The organism is Paenibacillus liaoningensis, assembly GCF_059609455.1.
On the sequence record NZ_JCAALU010000008.1, the window covers coordinates 136,210 to 153,386 of the forward strand.

The following is a 17,177-nucleotide window of genomic DNA, read 5'->3' on the forward strand; positions in this document are numbered from 1 at the left end:
GCGTTGAATGGGAGCATTTCGTTATTCCTACCAAAAAATCGTTGATCTGAAGACAAGTGAAAAAACGCAGGCAGAATGGATACTGTCCTCTTCTATTGGAGAGCTGCAGGCTGCCGAGCTGACCGTCGAACAATTGCGTGAAAGCCGTGCAGAATGGGAGCAGAAGCAGCATCAGTCTTCGCAATCCGGCGTTTCTTTGGCTGAGCTTCAGACCATTCAACAATATGTGGATTATTTGGACTCATGTATTGAAGCAAAACGGCTTGAAGTGAAACGGGCGCAAAAGGTCGTCGAGCAAAATCGGATCAAGCTTTCGGATAAAATGCAGGACGAGAAAGTATGGTTGAAGGCAAAGGATAACGAGAAGGAACGTTTCCGGTATGCGATGCAGCTTAAGGAGCAAAACGAGTTGGATGAAATGGCAACTGTCCGTTTCATGGTAAGCGTGCCGTAAATATCCGGCTGCAGCGCAAGGCTAGAGGGAGTGAAATCAGTGGCAGATACAGATGTGGAGAAACAAGGATATAGTGGATTTGAGCGGGCCATGTTTTTTATGACCCCGGTGTTGTTTACGATTGTTGTGCTGGGCATATTGCTGATCCTTCTTAATAGCGATATGCGAAATCAGGCGCTCACCGTCGGAAATTCGATTCCATTGCTCAAAGATGTGCTGCCGAATCCGCAGTCAACTGGCGGTGAAAGCACAGATGAAACGCTCAAGGCAGAAAATATGACTCGTAAAATTTCCGAGCTGCAAGCTCAACTGACGGAGAAAGAGGGCCAGCTGACGGAAACGTCCACTCTTAAAACGGATCAGGAAAAAGAAATTGCAAGCTTGAAAAGCCAAATTGAGCAGTTGAAGAAGTCAAATGCAACACAGGCGCTTGAAGATGAGGCATACACGGCCAAAATTAAAGAGCTCGCCAGCATGTATGCACGAATTGCACCGAATAAGGCCGCACCCATTTTAGAAAGCATGTCGCTTGATGAAATGGTGCTTGTACTCGATGCGATGGCTCCAAATGATCGTGTGAAAATTTTGGAGAAAATGACGCCGAAAACAGCGGCTGATGCAACGCTGAAGCTGAAGGATACCGTTTCGGCGAAAGACTTGCAAATTGCGGCACTGCAATCGCAGCTCAAAAATGCCCAGTCGACTACAGCGACAACGACTACAACGTCTTCGACACTGGATTCGACGCAGCTAGGAGCAACATTTGCAGCTATGGATGCGAAAAGTGCGGCCAAACTGCTGATGACGATGTCTGACGTAAGTGCCAGCAAGGTGCTGCGTATTTTGAATGCGGTAGATGATACAACAAGATCCAATATCGTTGGCGAGATGTCGACATTGAATGATAAAGTTACAGCTCAGATCGTTTCGAAGCTGATGGCGGGTAAATAGAGGGGAGGTGAAAATAAATGGATGTTTTATCATCACCAGCAGCTTCGCAGCCGGCGGCTCCTTCCACTGGCGGAAATGCCCAAGCGAAGGGAACGGGAGATGCGGCTTTTGCTCAAACGCTGAATGGTCAATTGAATAATGGCCAAGCGGGAGCAGGCACAGCAGCAACTGCGAACACTGCGGATGCAGCAGCACTCGGAACGATTCGGATGACTACTCTCAATACAGCTGGCTTGCTCGGAGAAACGAACAATCAGGATTTGCTTGCGGCTATTGATGGACTGCTAGAGCAAATGGATGAATTGGATACTGCGGACACGGATGAGGCTGCACAAGCCCAATTGGCAGATTTGCAAGCAATGCTGGAGCAAATGCAGGCTTTATTAGCACTGCTAGGTTCCCCGCTTCTCACTTTGAAGCAGCCTGATGAGCAGCTAACCTCAGAGGAAGTTGTTCAAGCAGCAGATGCAGGTAATGGACATGAGGCAGTGAAAGCACAAATTGCGCTTGTGAAGCATGATTTGGAAAATGCGTTGATTCAGCTGGCTAATGTGCTTGAGCAGGGATCTGCGAAACGCGTTCAGCAGCAGGAGCCATCGCAGCTGATTGGACAGCAGCTGGAAGCTTTGCAGAAACTGCTGCAAAAGCAGAAGGAAGCAGGTACAGCCGAGCGCAATAACAGCAATGTACAAGCGGTATTTGAACCAGCCGCAGCAGACGAGGCTGCTCCACAGCAAACAGCTGCATGGCTTCAGCGTTTGAATCAGCAATCCCAGCATACAATTGCCCTGAAAAGCGCAGTAGCGGAAGCTTTATCAGCTGATACATTGGTTGAAGAAACGGCAGATACAGCCGATGATGAGTCCGTTCTGGCCGGCAATTTAAATGCAAACTTTTCTCATTCGCTTAAGCAGGCAACGAGTAGCGTGGCAGCGAGAGCAGTCGCCCAGCCTTACGTATTAGCAGACGAATTTGCGGAATCCATGACGGGGCTTATCGTGCAGAAGTTTGATATTTCTTCATTAAATGGCAAGCACGAAGCTAAAATCATGCTGTTCCCTGAACAGCTGGGCCAGGTCGATGTTCGGATCACGATGCAAAACGGCCAGTTGACGGCACTATTCCATACGGATACGGTCATGGCGAAAGATATGCTGGATAACCAAATGTCGCAATTGAGACTGGCATTGCAATCCCAAGGCTTAACGATTGACAAGCTTGAAGTGACCCAGGGGCAAGCTGCATCAGAGCTGTCTAATGGCCAACAGGGACAAGGCTCCAATCAACAATTTACGAATCGAAACAACAACGGCAAGGGCGGAAGCAGAGCGGATGAAGCTGCTTTTGAAGCAGATGTAATCGAGCAAATTGCCATTCAGGATATGGGCTACGGACGGGCGGTTAACGCTACAGTCTAAAAGGATGTTATGGACTTAAGCAATCATTTGCGGGATGGAGGTGATGGAATTGGCAGTCGTTACGAATAAAGTGGTCTGGCCGAATTATGATCAGGCAAACGTTAAAACAGCAGGAAAGACCGAGGATGATAAAACATCGCTAAGTAAGGACGCGTTTCTCGAATTGCTCGTCACACAGCTTAAAAATCAGGATCCATTAAGCCCGCAGAGCAACACGGAGTTTATTGCCCAAATGGCGCAGTTCACTTCAGTCGAGCAGCTGATGAATATGAATAAGCAGCTTACACAGCTGAACTCGGACATCGGCAGTGCATCTACAATGATTGGCAAAAGCGTAACATGGCAGGAGCTTGATGATAAAGGTAGCACCGTCATGTATACGGATGTTGTAAAGTCGATTGTAGCAACAGACGGGGTATTGTATGCCAAGTTTGAAGATAACACGATGATTAAAGTAAGTGATATCGTTACGATTTCTGATCAGACTCCGGCAGAGACGGAGGAGCCTGTAACGGATGCTTCAGCTGAAAGTGCTGGGGATGCTGAAACGCCTGATGAAGAATCCGCTGCTGACAGCGGGGAGGAACAAACCTCATGAGCGACAGCGTAAAGATTGGGCATTATTTTCCGCTTAAATCTTCGCCCTTAAACAATGCGAAGACGGTGGGGGCAAAATCCCAGCAGCCTAGCGAATTTCAAGATTTGCTGGATTCGAAAGTATTAAAATTCAGCCATCATGCTGAAGTTCGGATGAAGCAGCGAGGCATTCAGCTTCAAGCGGATTCATTAACGAAAATTGTGAATGCTGTGGACGAAGCGGCATCCAAAGGCGCCATTGACTCTTTAATCGTTTTTAAAGATATTGCGATGATCGTGAATGTGCCTAGCCGTACAGTAGTTACTGCAATGGATGGCAAGCAAATGCAAAGCAATGTATTCACGCATATAGACAGCGCCGTTATTTTAAGCTAGAGCCGGACCAATACGGAGGCTCTTCAGGCTGCTGACCGACAGAGGCAGCCAACTAACCAAAAGGATAAACCTAAATTAGGAGGGCTTAAATACTATGCTAAGATCAATGTACTCGGGTGTGTCAGGTATGCGCGGCTTCCAAACGAAGCTGGATGTCATCGGTAACAATATTGCGAACGTTAATACGGTGGGTTTTAAAGGCGGCCGCGTCATGTTCAGCGATATTTTGAGCCAAACAACAGCAGGTGTTACCGCTCCGGTAGAAGGCGAGCAGGGTGGTGTGAATGCGAAGCAGATCGGACTTGGTGTCAGCATTGCTTCTATTGATACCGTTCATACGCCAGGAAGCGCAATGACTACAAACCAACCGACCGATCTTCGCATTGATGGCGATGGATTTTTTCTAGTTACCGCAGCAGATGGTGAAGAATCATTTTTGACAAGAGCCGGCAACTTTGTGCTCGATGCGAACCGACAGCTTGTAAACGCAAACGGGTTGTTTGTATTAGATAGTGGTGGTGGTATTATTACTTTGCCAGCAGAGGTCACCTCCTTCACAATCGGGCAAGATGGGACGATTACAGGTGTTACGGCGGATGCAACAGAAGAAGTCGCGCAGATTGGTGTAGTCAAAGTCATTAACCCAAGTGGACTCGAGAAAATGGGAGGCAATTTGTACAGAATGACCAACAATGCTAACCCAGATGGAGACATTGAGGCTTACAGAACGGTCGCTGGAGATGCAGAGCTTGGAACGGGCGCAATCGTGGCCGGACAGCTTGAAATGTCAAACGTTGACCTGACAGGCGAGTTTACAGAAATGATCGTGGCTCAGCGCGGCTTCCAAGCGAATTCACGTATTATCACGACTTCCGATGAAATTTTGCAAGAGGTTGTCAACCTGAAACGATAATCGTTAGGCATAACGCAGGTGGGGGGCCATAGCGCCTCCCCCGCGATGTGAGGGGGCAGTTTATGATTACAGTGACTCGTATTAATGGTACTAAGCTCATGATCAATGCTCTGTTGATTGAAGTGGTGGAGGAAGTGCCCGATACCATTATTACCTTGACCACTGGTAAAAAATTCATAGTGGTAGAAAGCTCGGAGGAGCTTTTGCTGCTGATCCAGAACTATCTTCGTACGATCGGCGTATATGCGGCGGCCCAGAAGAGTGAACAGACGGAGGGTCCATAGAGATGAAAAAAATGTTGCCATGGTTAGTAACTATACTGCTGTCGATTGTATTGATTGCCGTTGTGGTTGTGATTATGTGGCCGAAAATTATGGGAAGTACAACTGATGGTTCAACAAACAAAGAGGTTGAAGTCAAGCATCTTACCGCCGATGAGCGTGTAGAAGTAACGTCTGAGCTTAAAGAATTTAAGCGCAACTTGAAAGATTCGAACAAAGTCGTTGTCGTTAGCTTCGCTTTCCAGCTGGACAGCAAGAAGACGAAGGAAGATTTTGATAAAATCATCGAAATTGAAGTTAAGCCTATTATTAACCGGGCGCTTGCAGATATGACGGCTGAAGAGCTGAATGGCTCTAAAGGCGAGGATCTGCTGGAATCGAAGCTGCTTAATGAAATTAATCCAATTTTGGATAAAAAGCAGAAGCTGGTCAAGGTAGAAATAACAGCTTTTATCATGACCAACATTTAATGCTGGTTGGCGACATTCCTTGAAGGGGGTGAGAAAATTTGGTTGATGTTTTATCGCAAAATGAGATAGATGCGCTGCTGGCGGCCCTTAATTCTGGCGAGATGGATGCCGAGGATTTAAAAAAGGAAGAAGTAACGAAAAAAGTCAGAGTTTATGATTTCAAACGTGCTGTTCGATTTTCGAAGGATCATATTCGCAGCTTGACTCGCATACACGAGAACTTCGCGCGATATTTGACAACCTATTTCTCAGCGCAGCTTCGTACTTTCGTTCAAATCAGTGTAGTTCAGGTCGAGCAGCTTCCTTATGATGAGTTTATTCGTTCGATTCCGAAGATGACGATATTGAATATTTTTGAGGCGGAGCCGCTTGAAGGACGCATGGTGATGGAGGTGCATCCAAATATCGCTTACGCGATGCTGGATCGTATGCTTGGCGGGCAAGGCGTTGCGCCTTCCAAAATCAATAACTTGACTGAAATCGAAACGATTATTATGGAAAAGATTTTTAGCCGGACGTTTGAGAGTTTGCAAGAGGCGTGGAAAACAATCATTGATATATCACCACGGCTGGAAGCACTTGAGACGAATCCTCAATTTATGCAGATCGTATCACCGAATGAAACAATCGCGCTTATATCCTTAAGTACGAAAATCGGTGAAACGACGGGGATGATCAATCTTTGTATTCCCCATGTTGTCATTGAGCCCGTTATGCCTCGTTTGTCGGCGCATCATTGGTTCGTTTCGCAGAAAAAGGAGCGTATTCCAGAGGAAGTTGAAATGCTGGAGCAGCGCGTAAGCAAAGCGAAGCTGCCGATTGTTGCCGAGCTTGGTGAATCTTCCATTACGATTCAGGAGTTTCTTGGTCTTAATGTAGGAGATGTCATTTCACTCAACAAGCCAGTAGGGGAAGGCCTGCATATCAAGGTAGGCGATAAATTGAAGTTCATCGGCAGTCCAGGCTCCGTGAAAGATCGGTTGGCTATTCAGCTTGATGAAGTTGTGAACGAAGGAGCGGGAGAAGAATATGACGAGTAAAGATTATTTGTCGCAGGAGGAAATTGATGCGTTACTAAATCAATCTTCTGGCAGTACGGATGCTGAACAGCCATCTGCCGATGATGTTCAGTTATCAGATTTCCTCTCAGCTATGGAACAGGACGCGCTTGGCGAAATTGGTAACATTACGTTCGGAAGCGCAGCAACTGCCTTGTCTACATTGCTAGGCGTGAAGGTGGATATTACAACGCCGGAAGTTACCTTTATTCGCAGAGATCAGCTGGCAGATGAATTTCCAAAGCCTCATGTTGCTGTAAGTGTTCAATATGTAGATGGCTTCCAAGGCATAAATTCGCTTGTCATTAAGACGAGAGACGCACAAATTATTGCCGATTTGATGCTCGGCGGCTCAGGCAATCCTACAGAAGAAGAGCTCAATGAAATTCATATTAGCGCCGTTCAGGAAGCGATGAATCAAATGATGGGGTCATCTGCAACGTCGATGTCAACCATTTTCAATCGTTTTGTTAATATATCGCCGCCAGGCATCGATATTCTCGATGTAGACAACGGTGGGGGAATGGGACATCTGCCTCCGGTAGATGTATTCATCAAAATTTCTTTCCGGCTTAAAATTGGAGATTTGATAGATTCGACAATTATGCAGCTACTGCCTGTTTCTTTTGCAAAGCAAATGGTAGCTATTCTTATGGGCGAAGAGACGGTTGAAGAGACTGCTGCAGCAGTTGAAGCACCTCCAGTAGTAGAAGCGCCGCCAGTGGCTCCGCAAGCGCCACAAAGTGCTCCTGCGCAGCCTGCGGCTCCATCGTTGCAGAAGCAAGAACAACAACCGCCAGCGGGATATAATGAAGCGCCGATGATGCAGCCGCCTGGCCCGAATACATATGGCCATGCAGCCAATCGCAATGTGAATGTTCAGCCTGTGCAGTTTGCTAATTTCAATAATGCGCCATATATTCAAGGCGAAGAGACGAACCTCAATTTACTGCTCGACATACCACTGAAGGTTACCGTAGAATTAGGAAGGACCCAGAAGCAGATTAAAGATATTTTGGAATTGTCGCAAGGGTCTGTTATCGAGCTGGACAAGCTTGCTGGTGAGCCTGTAGACATTCTGGTTAACAACAAGCTGATCGCAAAAGGCGAGGTTGTCGTTATCGATGAGAACTTCGGCGTACGTGTAACCGATATCGTAAGCCAATGGGACCGAATTCAAAAATTACAATAGCATCCTAGGAGGAAGAAAAAAGATGGCAAACCGTATTCTAATCGTAGACGACGCAGCATTTATGCGCATGATGATCCGCGATATTTTATCCAAAAACGGCTACGAAGTAGTTGGTGAAGCACCTGATGGCGCACAAGCGGTGGAGAAATTCAAGGAGCTTAAGCCGGACCTGATTACGATGGATATCACGATGCCTGAGATGGACGGCATTGCAGCATTGAAAGAAGTTAAAAAAATCGACCCGAATGCAAAAGTTATTATGTGCTCTGCAATGGGACAGCAAGCAATGGTTATTGACGCCATTCAAGCTGGAGCGAAAGATTTCATCGTTAAACCTTTCCAAGCGGACCGTGTTATTGAAGCGATCAAGAAAACGCTGGGCTAACGGTTGTATGCGATGGTCAAACTTAAAGCTCGTGTAACGCTTTTATTGTTTTCAGGAATGGCCGTTCTGCCTGCCGCCGCCTTAGCGGAAGCAGTTCAGACGAGCCAGCCTGATTTGCCATATACTAGTTCGTCTAACATGGCAGGCAGTGTAGTATGGGTTATTTTTTCTCTACTCCTTATTATTGGACTAATCATTGTAGTTATTAAATGGCTCTCGCGGCGCAACCGGGCGTTCGGAGGAACAAATCGTTCGCTTCGCTCGCTCGGGGGCATTTCCTTAGGTCAAAATCATTCGCTTCAAGTTGTTGAGCTGTCAGGCCGTCTATATGTTGTAGGGGTTGGAGAAAACATTACCCTGCTGGACAAGATTGATGATGAAAAACAAGCTGAGGCGATTATTGAGGCAATGGAGAGGCAAGTGCAAGGTGGCTGGTCCCCGAGTGCATTGACGGGCTTGGTATCACGCTTTCGTCAAGGCTCAGGCGAACAGGAACCGAAGGATGAACAGTGGAACGACGCTTCTTCGTTTCAGAATGTGCTTAAGGACAAGATGAATCGTCAGGCGGATCGCAAGCAGCAGCTCGAAGCACTCCTCAAAGACCCTAACCCTAATGAACGGTTGAATGATGATCATGAAAAATAAATGGTGGATAGCTCTTGTTGCGGTGCAGTTAGCCGGTTTAATATTTCAATCGCATGCTTTTGCTGAACCGCTGCCGAACGTAGAAATTAACTTTGGCAACACGGGCAGCGATCAGCCGGATCCGAGCGCGTTATCAATTTTGCTGCTGATTACCGTGCTAAGCATAGCGCCTGCTATTCTAGTATTGATGACCAGCTTTACACGCATTATTATCGTGCTTAGCTTCGTTCGGACATCGCTCGGTACGCAGATGATGCCACCGAACCAGGTACTAATCGGACTTGCTATGTTTTTAACCTTTTTTATTATGGCCCCTACCTTCTCTCAAGTAAATGAGGTAGCTTTGCAGCCATATTTGAAAGGGGAAATTTCCCAAACAGCAGCTTTCGAGAAAGCGTCTGTACCGATGAAGGCGTTTATGTTCAAGCAGACGAGAGAGAAAGATTTAAAGCTGTTTATGGATTACACGAAGACTGAAAAGCCGAAAACTTATGAGGATATCCCACTGACCGTTTTGGTTCCGGCGTATGCAATTAGCGAAATCAAGACAGCTTTTCAAATGGGCTTCCTTATATTCATACCGTTCCTCGTTATTGATATGATTGTATCCAGTACGTTAATGGCGATGGGGATGATGATGCTTCCGCCAGTAATGATTTCATTGCCGTTCAAGCTCTTGCTGTTCGTCATGGTAGATGGCTGGTATTTGATAGTCAAATCCTTGTTATTAAGCTTCAATACCTGACGACTGTATAGGGGGGATGTTCAATGAGTGCCGATTTTATTATCGGTCTGGCCAGCGAGGCTGTATTTACCGTACTAAAAAGCAGTGCTCCAATGCTTCTTATTGCTCTCGTTGTTGGGCTCTTGGTCAGTATTTTTCAGGCGACTACCCAGATACAAGAGCAAACCTTAGCATTTGTTCCGAAAATTGTAGCGGTTTTTGCATCCGTTGTTTTGTTCGGGCCGTGGATTCTAAATACGATCGTCGATTTCACTTATAATCTGCTGAACAACCTGCATAAATATATCGGATAGGCGTGAATCGCAGCGATGGAGCTTATCGAGCAAGGTTTTCCTATTTTTTTGTTGATTTTTTGTCGAATTACATCATTTTTCGTCGTAGCTCCGATGTTTTCGGGGAAAATGATGCCGAATATTGCGAAAATCGGTTTAAGTTTTTTTATTTCTTTTATCGTGTATCTCACGTACGGCATTAATCAGACAGTAGCGACAGATGCCAGCTACGTGCTTTATGTCGTACAGGAAATATTGATAGGCCTGCTATTCGGCTTCGTGGTGTATTTGTTTTTCGTAGTCGTGCAGACGGCAGGGGCATTAATGGATTTGCAAATTGGTTTTGCGATGGCGAACGTCGTCAATCCATTGACGGGTACTTCCGTTCCATTGCTAGGTAATTTTAAATACATGATGCTTATTGTCATTTTTTTCTCCTTGAACGGGCATCACTACTTGCTTCGAGGGCTAATGGACAGTTACAAATGGATGCCGCTTGCTGGAGATTTTTTTGCGAGAATCAGCAGTGGCAGCATTAGCGAGTTTTTAACGAAAGCCGTTGGAAATACGTTTTTGCTAGCTTTACAGGTCGCAGCTCCACTAGTAATTGCCATGTTTCTGACGGATGTCGGACTGGCATTTTTAGCTAAAACAGCGCCTCAATACAATGTTTTCGTAATTGGGATACCGCTTAAGCTTATTATCGGGACGATTTTGCTCGTACTGCTTATGCCGGGGCTAACTGGTCTGTATGAGCGGCTCATTGCCATCATGTTTGACAACTTGGAGCAGCTATTCGCCATTTTCAAAGGGCCGGACGGGTAAAGGAGGCTGTAATCGTGCAAATGTACCGCTTAAAGCTCGACCTGCAGCTGTTCAGCCAAGAGAAGACGGAGAAAGCGACGCCCAAAAAACGCTCGGAATCGCGTAAGAAGGGTCAGGTAGCCAAATCGGCTGACTTTCCCAGCTCCTTGATTTTGCTGTTTACGTTTGCTGGCTTTGCGATGTTTGGCGGCTTTTACAAGCAGCGAATTATGAATATGTTTGATGATATTTTCGAAAATTGGCTGCTTATGGAGCTTACGTCTGAAAATGTTTTTAACTTATTCGGTACGCTCGTAACCGAAATGCTCATTTTTTTACTGCCTATATTTTCGGTAGCTATTTTAGTAGGCATTATCGGTAACGTTGCGCAATTTGGCTTCTTGCTTACAGGAGAACCGCTTAAGATGAAGATCAGCAAGCTTAATCCGCTCCAAGGATTGAAACAGATCTTCTCCATGCGTTCTATTGTTGAAATGCTTAAAAGCTTGCTGAAGCTGCTGATTATTGGAGTGCTCGTATACCAGACAATTGCAAGCGATTGGAGCCGGCTGCTTTCTCTTTCGGACCTGTCTGTTGAGCAAATTTTCGCCTTTGCAGCTGGCCTGACGGTCAGCATGGGAATCAAAATTGGTGCTGCGCTTGTTGTGCTCGCCTTTGCAGATTATTTGTATCAGAAGTACGAGCAGGAGAAAAGCATGAAGATGTCCAAGCAGGACATTAAGGACGAGCATAAGAAATCAGAGGGTGATCCGCTCGTTAAAGGCCGTATCCGAGAAAAGCAGCGGAGAATGGCCATCCAGCGGATGATGCAGCAAATTCCGAATGCAGATGTCGTCATTACCAACCCGACGCACTTTGCAATCGCCTTGAAATATGATTCCTCTAATATGGAGGCGCCCGTTATTATTGCCAAAGGCATGGATCATGTGGCGCTGCGCATTAGGGAAATCGCCAAAGAGCACGGCGTTATTACGATGGAAAATAAGCCGCTTGCCAGAGCATTATACGAACGCGCCGAAATCGGAGATGCCATACCGGCAGATTTGTTCCAGGCTGTGGCGGAGGTGCTCGCATACGTTTACAAGCTGAAAGGCCGTGTCAAATCATCGTAATTTAAGGGAGGAGGAAGCGTCATGAAACCAAAAGATCTTATCGTGTTAATCGGGATCATAGGCATCGTGCTCATGATGGTTATTCCCATCCCTATTCTTTTGCTGGATATTTTGCTTATTCTGAATATTTCCATCGCTTTAATGATATTGCTTATTGCGATGAATACGAAGGAAGCGCTGGAGTTTTCCATCTTTCCCGCAGTTTTGCTTGTTACGACCTTATTCCGATTAGCACTCAACATTTCAACCACCCGGAACATTTTGCAGCATGCAGAAGCGGGGGAAGTTGTCGCAACATTCGGTAGATGGGTGGGCGGCGGGCAAATCGCAATCGGGTTTATCGTCTTCCTTATTCTCGTCGTCGTTCAGTTCATCGTTATTACGAAGGGTTCTGAGCGGGTCGCCGAGGTAGCAGCAAGGTTTACCCTCGATGCGATGCCCGGCAAGCAAATGAGTATTGATGCCGACTTAAATGCGGGACTCATTAATGAGCAGCAGGCACGGGACCGGCGTTCCAAGATTGAAAGAGAAGCAGATTTCTACGGAGCTATGGATGGTGCCAGCAAGTTTGTAAAAGGGGATGCGATTGCATCCATTATCATTCTCATTATTAACCTGGTTGGCGGATTTATAATCGGGATGGCGGTACATGGTTTTCCATTTGCCGAGGCACTCGAAACGTATTCGATTTTAACCATCGGGGATGGCCTCGTCAGTCAAATTCCAGCATTGCTTATTTCGGTAGCAGCAGGCTTAATCGTTACAAGAGCTGCATCGGACGGCAACCTGGCACAGGATTTGACAGCACAGTTGTTTAAATACCCTAATCTTTTATACATAGTTGCAGGAACAATAGCTTTGCTTGGTCTCGTTTCGCCAATCGGCGTTATGCGCACGCTCCCTTTTGCGGCACTGCTCGCATTTGGCGCATGGAGAATGAAAAAGCTGCAGGAGAAGCAAGTGGAGCAAGAGGAGATGCTTGTGGAAGAGCAGCAAATTGAAGAGGTTCGTAATCCGGAAAGTGTCATTGGCTTGCTGCAGGTGGATCCAATCGAGTTCGAATTTGGCTACGGCCTGATTCCACTGGCAGACACGCAGCAGGGCGGCGATTTGCTGGATCGTATCATTATGATCAGAAGGCAATGCGCGCTTGAGCTGGGGCTTGTCGTTCCCGTTATTCGGATCCGCGATAATATTCAACTGAGACCCAATGAATACGTCGTTAAAATTAAAGGGAATACCGTTGCGAAAGGCGAGCTTCTGCTCAATCATTATTTAGCAATGAGCCCGGGCTTCGATGATGAATCGGTACTTGGTATTGAAACGACAGAGCCGGCATTTGGGCTGCCAGCCATTTGGATTGACGAGCAGATGAAGGAAAGAGCGGAAATGTCGGGGTATACCGTCGTAGATCCGCCTTCGGTTGTCGCTACGCATTTGACAGAAATTATTAAGCGTCATGCGCATGAATTGCTTGGCCGTCAAGAGACGAAGGCGCTTATTGAAAATGTCAAGGAATCGTATCCAGCGCTTATCGACGATCTCATACCTTCGGTGCTATCCATTGGCGATTTGCAAAAAGTGCTTGCCAAGCTGCTTCGTGAAAAAGTTTCGATCCGCGATCTGGTGACCATTTTTGAAACGTTGGCCGATCACGGGCATTACACGAAAGATCCCGATGTGCTGACGGAATATGTCAGACAGGCGCTGTCAAGGCAAATTACCCAACAGTTTGCAGCAACGGGAGACAAGCTTAAAGTGATTACAGTCGGTCCGGCGATGGAGAAGAAAATCGCTGAGTCCGTACAGCAGACCGATCAGGGAAGTTACATTGCGCTTGACCCGATCGTCACTCAACAAATTTATTCCAAGCTGAATGAGCAAGTGACCCGGCAAATTCAGTCCGGACAGCAGCCTGTTGTGCTCACTTCCCCTACAATCCGCATGTATTTGCGCCAGATTGTGGAACGGACGATGCAGGAGGTTCCGGTCATCTCTTATAGTGAGCTTGAACCTAACGTTGAAGTACAGAGCGTAGGGGTGGTGAATTTATGAGAGTGAAACGTTATGTAGTCAATGCCCTTCCCGAAGCGCTGCCGATGATTCGAAGCGATCTTGGCAAAGATGCCGTTATATTGAATACGAAAGAAGTCAAAGTCGGTGGCTTCATGGGCATGTTCCGTAAAAAGAAGATGGAAGTTATTGCCGCTATTGAGTCGAATGCGGCGGCTCCGGAAAATCCGCCGCAGAAGCGCAAGGCGCCCGATGATGTCAGCGCCGTAATGGCAGCTATTACGGAGACGATGCAGAAGCAGCAGCGTGCCGCAGCAGCAACCGCAGCTGCTACAGCTACGGTTGAGCCGCCAGCAAGGCCTGCGCCAGTTGCGGCGGCTTCTCCAGTCAACGATCAGTTGATGGATGAAATTAAAGGGATTAAGCAATCCCTCCTGCAGCTGTCTTCGCAAAAAGCGGGAAACTCATTATCAGAAGCTGCACAAGCCCTTCATGACCGCCTTCAAGAGCAGGAGCTCGAAGTGGAGTGGATCGACCAGCTTATGGCGATCATCTCTGAGCAGGAAGGGCAGCAAAGGGAGCCATTGACACGTACGCAAGTATGGGAGCTTGCCAAACGGCAGCTGCTCGAATGGATGGCCCCATATGCAGCGGGCATGATCGATGAGCAGGCCAGAATCGTTCATTTTGTTGGTCCAACGGGCGTAGGCAAAACGACAACGATTGCTAAGCTTGCGGCTAATCAAACGATTAAGCATAACAAAAAAGTAGGCTTCATTACATCAGATACGTACCGAATTGCTGCCGTTGACCAGCTTAGAACGTACGCTAATATTTTAAACATTCCGCTGGAGGTTGTTTTTTCTCCTATGGATTTGCCGAAGGCATTCAAGCAGCTCGAAGATAGAGAGCTCATCTATATGGATACGGCTGGCCGCAACTTCCGCAATGAGCTAAATGTATCAGAAGTAAACAGCCTGCTTCAATCGCATGACCGCAATGAAACGGTGCTTGTGCTGAGCCTTACCGGCAAAACGAAAGATATGACGTCAGTAGCCGGAAACTTTGTGAAATACGGCATCGAGAAGGTGTTGTTTACGAAGCAGGATGAAACGGCGGTGTATGGCTCTATTTTTAACCTTGTGATGAAGTTCGGTTTAACGCCGACTTATGTGGCAAGAGGGCAGACGGTGCCGGATGACATTGATCGCTTTAACGCTGCTGCTTATATGAATGATTTGCTGGGGGAAGCGGACGATGAATGATCAAGCCGAAGCGCTGCGACATATGGTAAAGGCAAGCAGCAGCGAAGGCGGCAAGCGCGAAACGCGCATTATAGCTGTCACCAGCGGCAAGGGCGGTGTTGGGAAGTCCAACTTTAGTCTCAATTTTGCGCTGATGCTTCAGAAGCTTGGTCAGAAGGTTCTCGTTTTTGATGTTGATATTGGCATGGCGAACATCGATATACTGATGGGCGTACGCTCCTCCTACCATTTATACCATTTGTTCAAGCAGGACAAAACGATCTGGGATGTCGTTCAGGAAGGGCCTGAAGGACTGCATTTTATTGCAGGCGGATCGGGAATTAAAGATTTGCTGGAGCTGTCAGAGAAAGAGCTGACCTTGTTCACAGAGCAGGTTTCAAAGCTTCAAGGGCTGTACGATGTCATCGTGTTTGATACTGGTGCAGGACTTTCCAAGGAAACGGCGAAATTTATCGCCGCAGCACAGGAAACGATCGTTGTAACGACGCCAGAGCCGACCTCTATAACCGATGCATATGCCTTAATAAAAATGGTAAAAGCAATGGGCATCCATCCGAATTTCAGACTTATCGTCAATCGGACAGACAGCAAGCGGGAAGGCCGATTGACAGCAGATAAAATCAATTTGGCTGCCGAGCGCTTCCTAGAAGCCTCCTTGCCATTTCTCGGGCTCGTACCCGATGATGCTCATGTAGGCAAGGCGGTAAAACGCCAGATTCCCTTCACCATCGCTTATCCAAGCAGTGAAGCATCGAAAGCTATGCATGAAATTGCAGTTCGTTTTCTAGAAATAAAGAGGCCGGAATCTGATGCTAAAAACGGTGTAAAGGGATTCTTGCATAAATTATTCAAGCTAACGAGATAGTCCTTTTAATCAGGGGAGGGGAAAAGATGGCTCCTTATCGTGTACTCATTGTAGATGATTCTGCATTTATGAGAAAAATTTTTAGTGACTTAATTTTAAAGGATTCAATGTTTTCAATAATAGCGACTGCAACCAATGGTGCCGAAGCTGTAAAAGCGGTGGAGAAATGGAAGCCCGATGTTGTAACGCTCGATCTGGAAATGCCTGAAATGAATGGACTTGAGGCTTTGCAAAAGATTATGAAACAAAACCCGACGCCTGTCATTATGCTGTCTGGCATTAGTGAGGATAACACGAGGGATACGATCAAAGCATTGCAGTTTGGAGCTTTTGACTTTATACGCAAGCCTTCAGGCATTGCAACGAATGATATTATCCAGGTTGGCGAGCAATTAATAGAGAAGCTAAAAACAGCTGTACTGGCGAGGAAGCCTTCATTCATTGAGGAGAAGATGGACCCGCCGGTAAAAGTGAAGGCGCTAGATATTAAAAAGCCTCTAATAACCGAAGCAACAACAAATGCAGCGTCACGGCTTGCTGCACCTTCTATGGCGAAGAAGAAACCGGAAATTACGCCACCAATAAAGCCGCCTAGCATGAACAAAAAGCCGGAACAACCAGCGGCAGTCAAAGCGGTGGCGCCTTCCTCTACATATAAGCCAACTGCTCCGCCGATTATAGCGAGCAAAAAAACGGAAACTCCCGCTCCGCCGAAAAAAGAGCTGCCGAAGTCTACTTCGTTTCAGCACATTGTTGCAATTGGAGCTTCAACGGGAGGGCCGCGTGCCTTGCATACGGTCATTAGCGCTTTGCCTGGCGATCTAGGCGCACCTGTCCTAGTTGTCCAGCATATGCCGCCGAAATTTACGAAATCGCTCGCTCAGCGCCTCGACAGCTTCAGTGCGCTGCATGTCGTTGAAGCAGCTCAAGGCGACCGGGTTCATCCCGGCGTTGTCTATGTTGCTCCCGGAGGCTATCATCTAGAGCTTGGCAAAGATAGTTCCGGTTATTATATTCATTTAACAGAGCAGCCGCAGCGCAATGGGCATCGTCCATCGGTAGATGTGATGTATGAATCATTAGTTCCTTTCAAGGAGCTGAAGCGTCACGCGGTCATCCTGACCGGAATGGGCAGCGATGGTACGAAAGGTCTTAAACAGCTTGTTGAGAGCGGTGCAGTAACTTCTATAGGCGAGGCGGAGGAAACTTGCATCGTTTACGGCATGCCGCGCAGCGCCTACGAAAGCGGGGCAGTTAAGACCGTGCTCCCGCTGCAACAAATCGCTGCACGTATTGAAAGCTGTGTACTTAAATAACGATTGAAGCAATCACAAGTCTAGC

At 47.0% G+C, this 17,177-nt stretch carries 20 protein-coding genes; all 20 read left to right on the forward strand.

Features of this window, described 5'->3' with window-relative positions; translation table 11 throughout:
- The first annotated feature begins 7 nt into the window (after window positions 1-7).
- The 20 genes from fliJ to AC6B99_RS13640 all read left to right on the forward strand — a co-directional run bounded on the left by fliJ (window position 8) and on the right by AC6B99_RS13640 (window position 17,152).
- A complete protein-coding gene (gene fliJ / locus AC6B99_RS13545) occupies window positions 8-454 on the forward strand; it encodes a flagellar export protein FliJ (RefSeq protein ID WP_056038243.1) in 447 nt (148 codons plus the stop codon).
- A gap of 39 nt (window positions 455-493) precedes the next feature.
- A complete protein-coding gene (locus AC6B99_RS13550; RefSeq protein ID WP_056038241.1) occupies window positions 494-1,405 on the forward strand; it encodes a MotE family protein in 912 nt (303 codons plus the stop codon).
- A 17-nt stretch (window positions 1,406-1,422) separates the two neighbouring features.
- On the forward strand, window positions 1,423-2,823 hold the full coding sequence (locus AC6B99_RS13555) for a flagellar hook-length control protein FliK (protein ID WP_496663540.1): 1,401 nt from the start codon (window positions 1,423-1,425) through the stop codon (window positions 2,821-2,823).
- 49 nt (window positions 2,824-2,872) lie between these two features.
- Window positions 2,873-3,421, forward strand: coding sequence for a flagellar hook capping FlgD N-terminal domain-containing protein (locus tag AC6B99_RS13560; protein WP_063892604.1), 549 nt, complete (start codon window positions 2,873-2,875; stop codon window positions 3,419-3,421).
- Complete coding sequence (locus AC6B99_RS13565) at window positions 3,418-3,795, forward strand: TIGR02530 family flagellar biosynthesis protein (protein ID WP_056038235.1); 378 nt, start codon at window positions 3,418-3,420, stop codon at window positions 3,793-3,795. The genes AC6B99_RS13560 and AC6B99_RS13565 overlap by 4 nt, the downstream gene beginning before the upstream one ends.
- Window positions 3,796-3,889: 94 nt before the next feature.
- Entirely contained in the window at window positions 3,890-4,708 is an 819-nt protein-coding gene (flgG, locus tag AC6B99_RS13570) for a flagellar basal body rod protein FlgG (RefSeq protein ID WP_056038230.1), read from the forward strand.
- 62 nt (window positions 4,709-4,770) lie between these two features.
- Window positions 4,771-4,992: a flagellar FlbD family protein gene (locus AC6B99_RS13575; RefSeq protein ID WP_056038226.1), complete on the forward strand. Its 222-nt coding sequence runs from the start codon at window positions 4,771-4,773 to the stop codon at window positions 4,990-4,992.
- Between the two features lie 2 nt (window positions 4,993-4,994).
- Window positions 4,995-5,459 (forward strand): flagellar basal body-associated FliL family protein, encoded by a 465-nt coding sequence (locus AC6B99_RS13580; protein WP_056038224.1) that lies wholly within the window; start codon window positions 4,995-4,997, stop codon window positions 5,457-5,459.
- Between the two features lie 38 nt (window positions 5,460-5,497).
- Window positions 5,498-6,499 carry a flagellar motor switch protein FliM gene (gene fliM, locus AC6B99_RS13585; protein WP_056038221.1) on the forward strand — a complete coding sequence of 334 codons (1,002 nt, stop codon included), beginning with the start codon at window positions 5,498-5,500 and terminating at the stop codon, window positions 6,497-6,499.
- Window positions 6,489-7,709 carry a flagellar motor switch phosphatase FliY gene (gene fliY / locus AC6B99_RS13590; protein WP_056038219.1) on the forward strand — a complete coding sequence of 407 codons (1,221 nt, stop codon included), beginning with the start codon at window positions 6,489-6,491 and terminating at the stop codon, window positions 7,707-7,709. The genes fliM and fliY overlap by 11 nt, the downstream gene beginning before the upstream one ends.
- A gap of 22 nt (window positions 7,710-7,731) precedes the next feature.
- A complete protein-coding gene (locus AC6B99_RS13595) occupies window positions 7,732-8,094 on the forward strand; it encodes a response regulator (RefSeq protein ID WP_046230724.1) in 363 nt (120 codons plus the stop codon).
- Window positions 8,095-8,106: 12 nt separating this feature from the next.
- Window positions 8,107-8,739: a flagellar biosynthetic protein FliO gene (locus tag AC6B99_RS13600; RefSeq protein ID WP_099520669.1), complete on the forward strand. Its 633-nt coding sequence runs from the start codon at window positions 8,107-8,109 to the stop codon at window positions 8,737-8,739.
- Window positions 8,729-9,484 (forward strand): flagellar type III secretion system pore protein FliP, encoded by a 756-nt coding sequence (gene fliP / locus AC6B99_RS13605; RefSeq protein WP_099520668.1) that lies wholly within the window; start codon window positions 8,729-8,731, stop codon window positions 9,482-9,484. The genes AC6B99_RS13600 and fliP overlap by 11 nt, the downstream gene beginning before the upstream one ends.
- 23 nt (window positions 9,485-9,507) lie before the next feature.
- Window positions 9,508-9,777, forward strand: coding sequence for a flagellar biosynthesis protein FliQ (fliQ, locus tag AC6B99_RS13610; RefSeq protein WP_056038213.1), 270 nt, complete (start codon window positions 9,508-9,510; stop codon window positions 9,775-9,777).
- A gap of 15 nt (window positions 9,778-9,792) precedes the next feature.
- Window positions 9,793-10,581, forward strand: coding sequence for a flagellar biosynthetic protein FliR (gene fliR, locus AC6B99_RS13615; RefSeq protein WP_494863956.1), 789 nt, complete (start codon window positions 9,793-9,795; stop codon window positions 10,579-10,581).
- A gap of 20 nt (window positions 10,582-10,601) precedes the next feature.
- Window positions 10,602-11,693, forward strand: coding sequence for a flagellar biosynthesis protein FlhB (gene flhB, locus AC6B99_RS13620; protein WP_099521829.1), 1,092 nt, complete (start codon window positions 10,602-10,604; stop codon window positions 11,691-11,693).
- A gap of 21 nt (window positions 11,694-11,714) precedes the next feature.
- On the forward strand, window positions 11,715-13,748 hold the full coding sequence (flhA, locus tag AC6B99_RS13625; protein ID WP_056038208.1) for a flagellar biosynthesis protein FlhA: 2,034 nt from the start codon (window positions 11,715-11,717) through the stop codon (window positions 13,746-13,748).
- The gene (gene flhF / locus AC6B99_RS13630; RefSeq protein WP_056038204.1) at window positions 13,745-14,971 is read left to right on the forward strand and encodes a flagellar biosynthesis GTPase FlhF; all 1,227 of its coding nucleotides are present in this window, start codon (window positions 13,745-13,747) and stop codon (window positions 14,969-14,971) included. Before flhA ends, flhF begins: the two co-directional genes overlap by 4 nt.
- Window positions 14,964-15,836 (forward strand): P-loop NTPase, encoded by an 873-nt coding sequence (locus AC6B99_RS13635; protein WP_494863954.1) that lies wholly within the window; start codon window positions 14,964-14,966, stop codon window positions 15,834-15,836. Before flhF ends, AC6B99_RS13635 begins: the two co-directional genes overlap by 8 nt.
- A gap of 26 nt (window positions 15,837-15,862) precedes the next feature.
- Complete coding sequence (locus AC6B99_RS13640; RefSeq protein WP_496663541.1) at window positions 15,863-17,152, forward strand: protein-glutamate methylesterase/protein-glutamine glutaminase; 1,290 nt, start codon at window positions 15,863-15,865, stop codon at window positions 17,150-17,152.
- The last annotated feature ends 25 nt before the right edge of the window (window positions 17,153-17,177 follow it).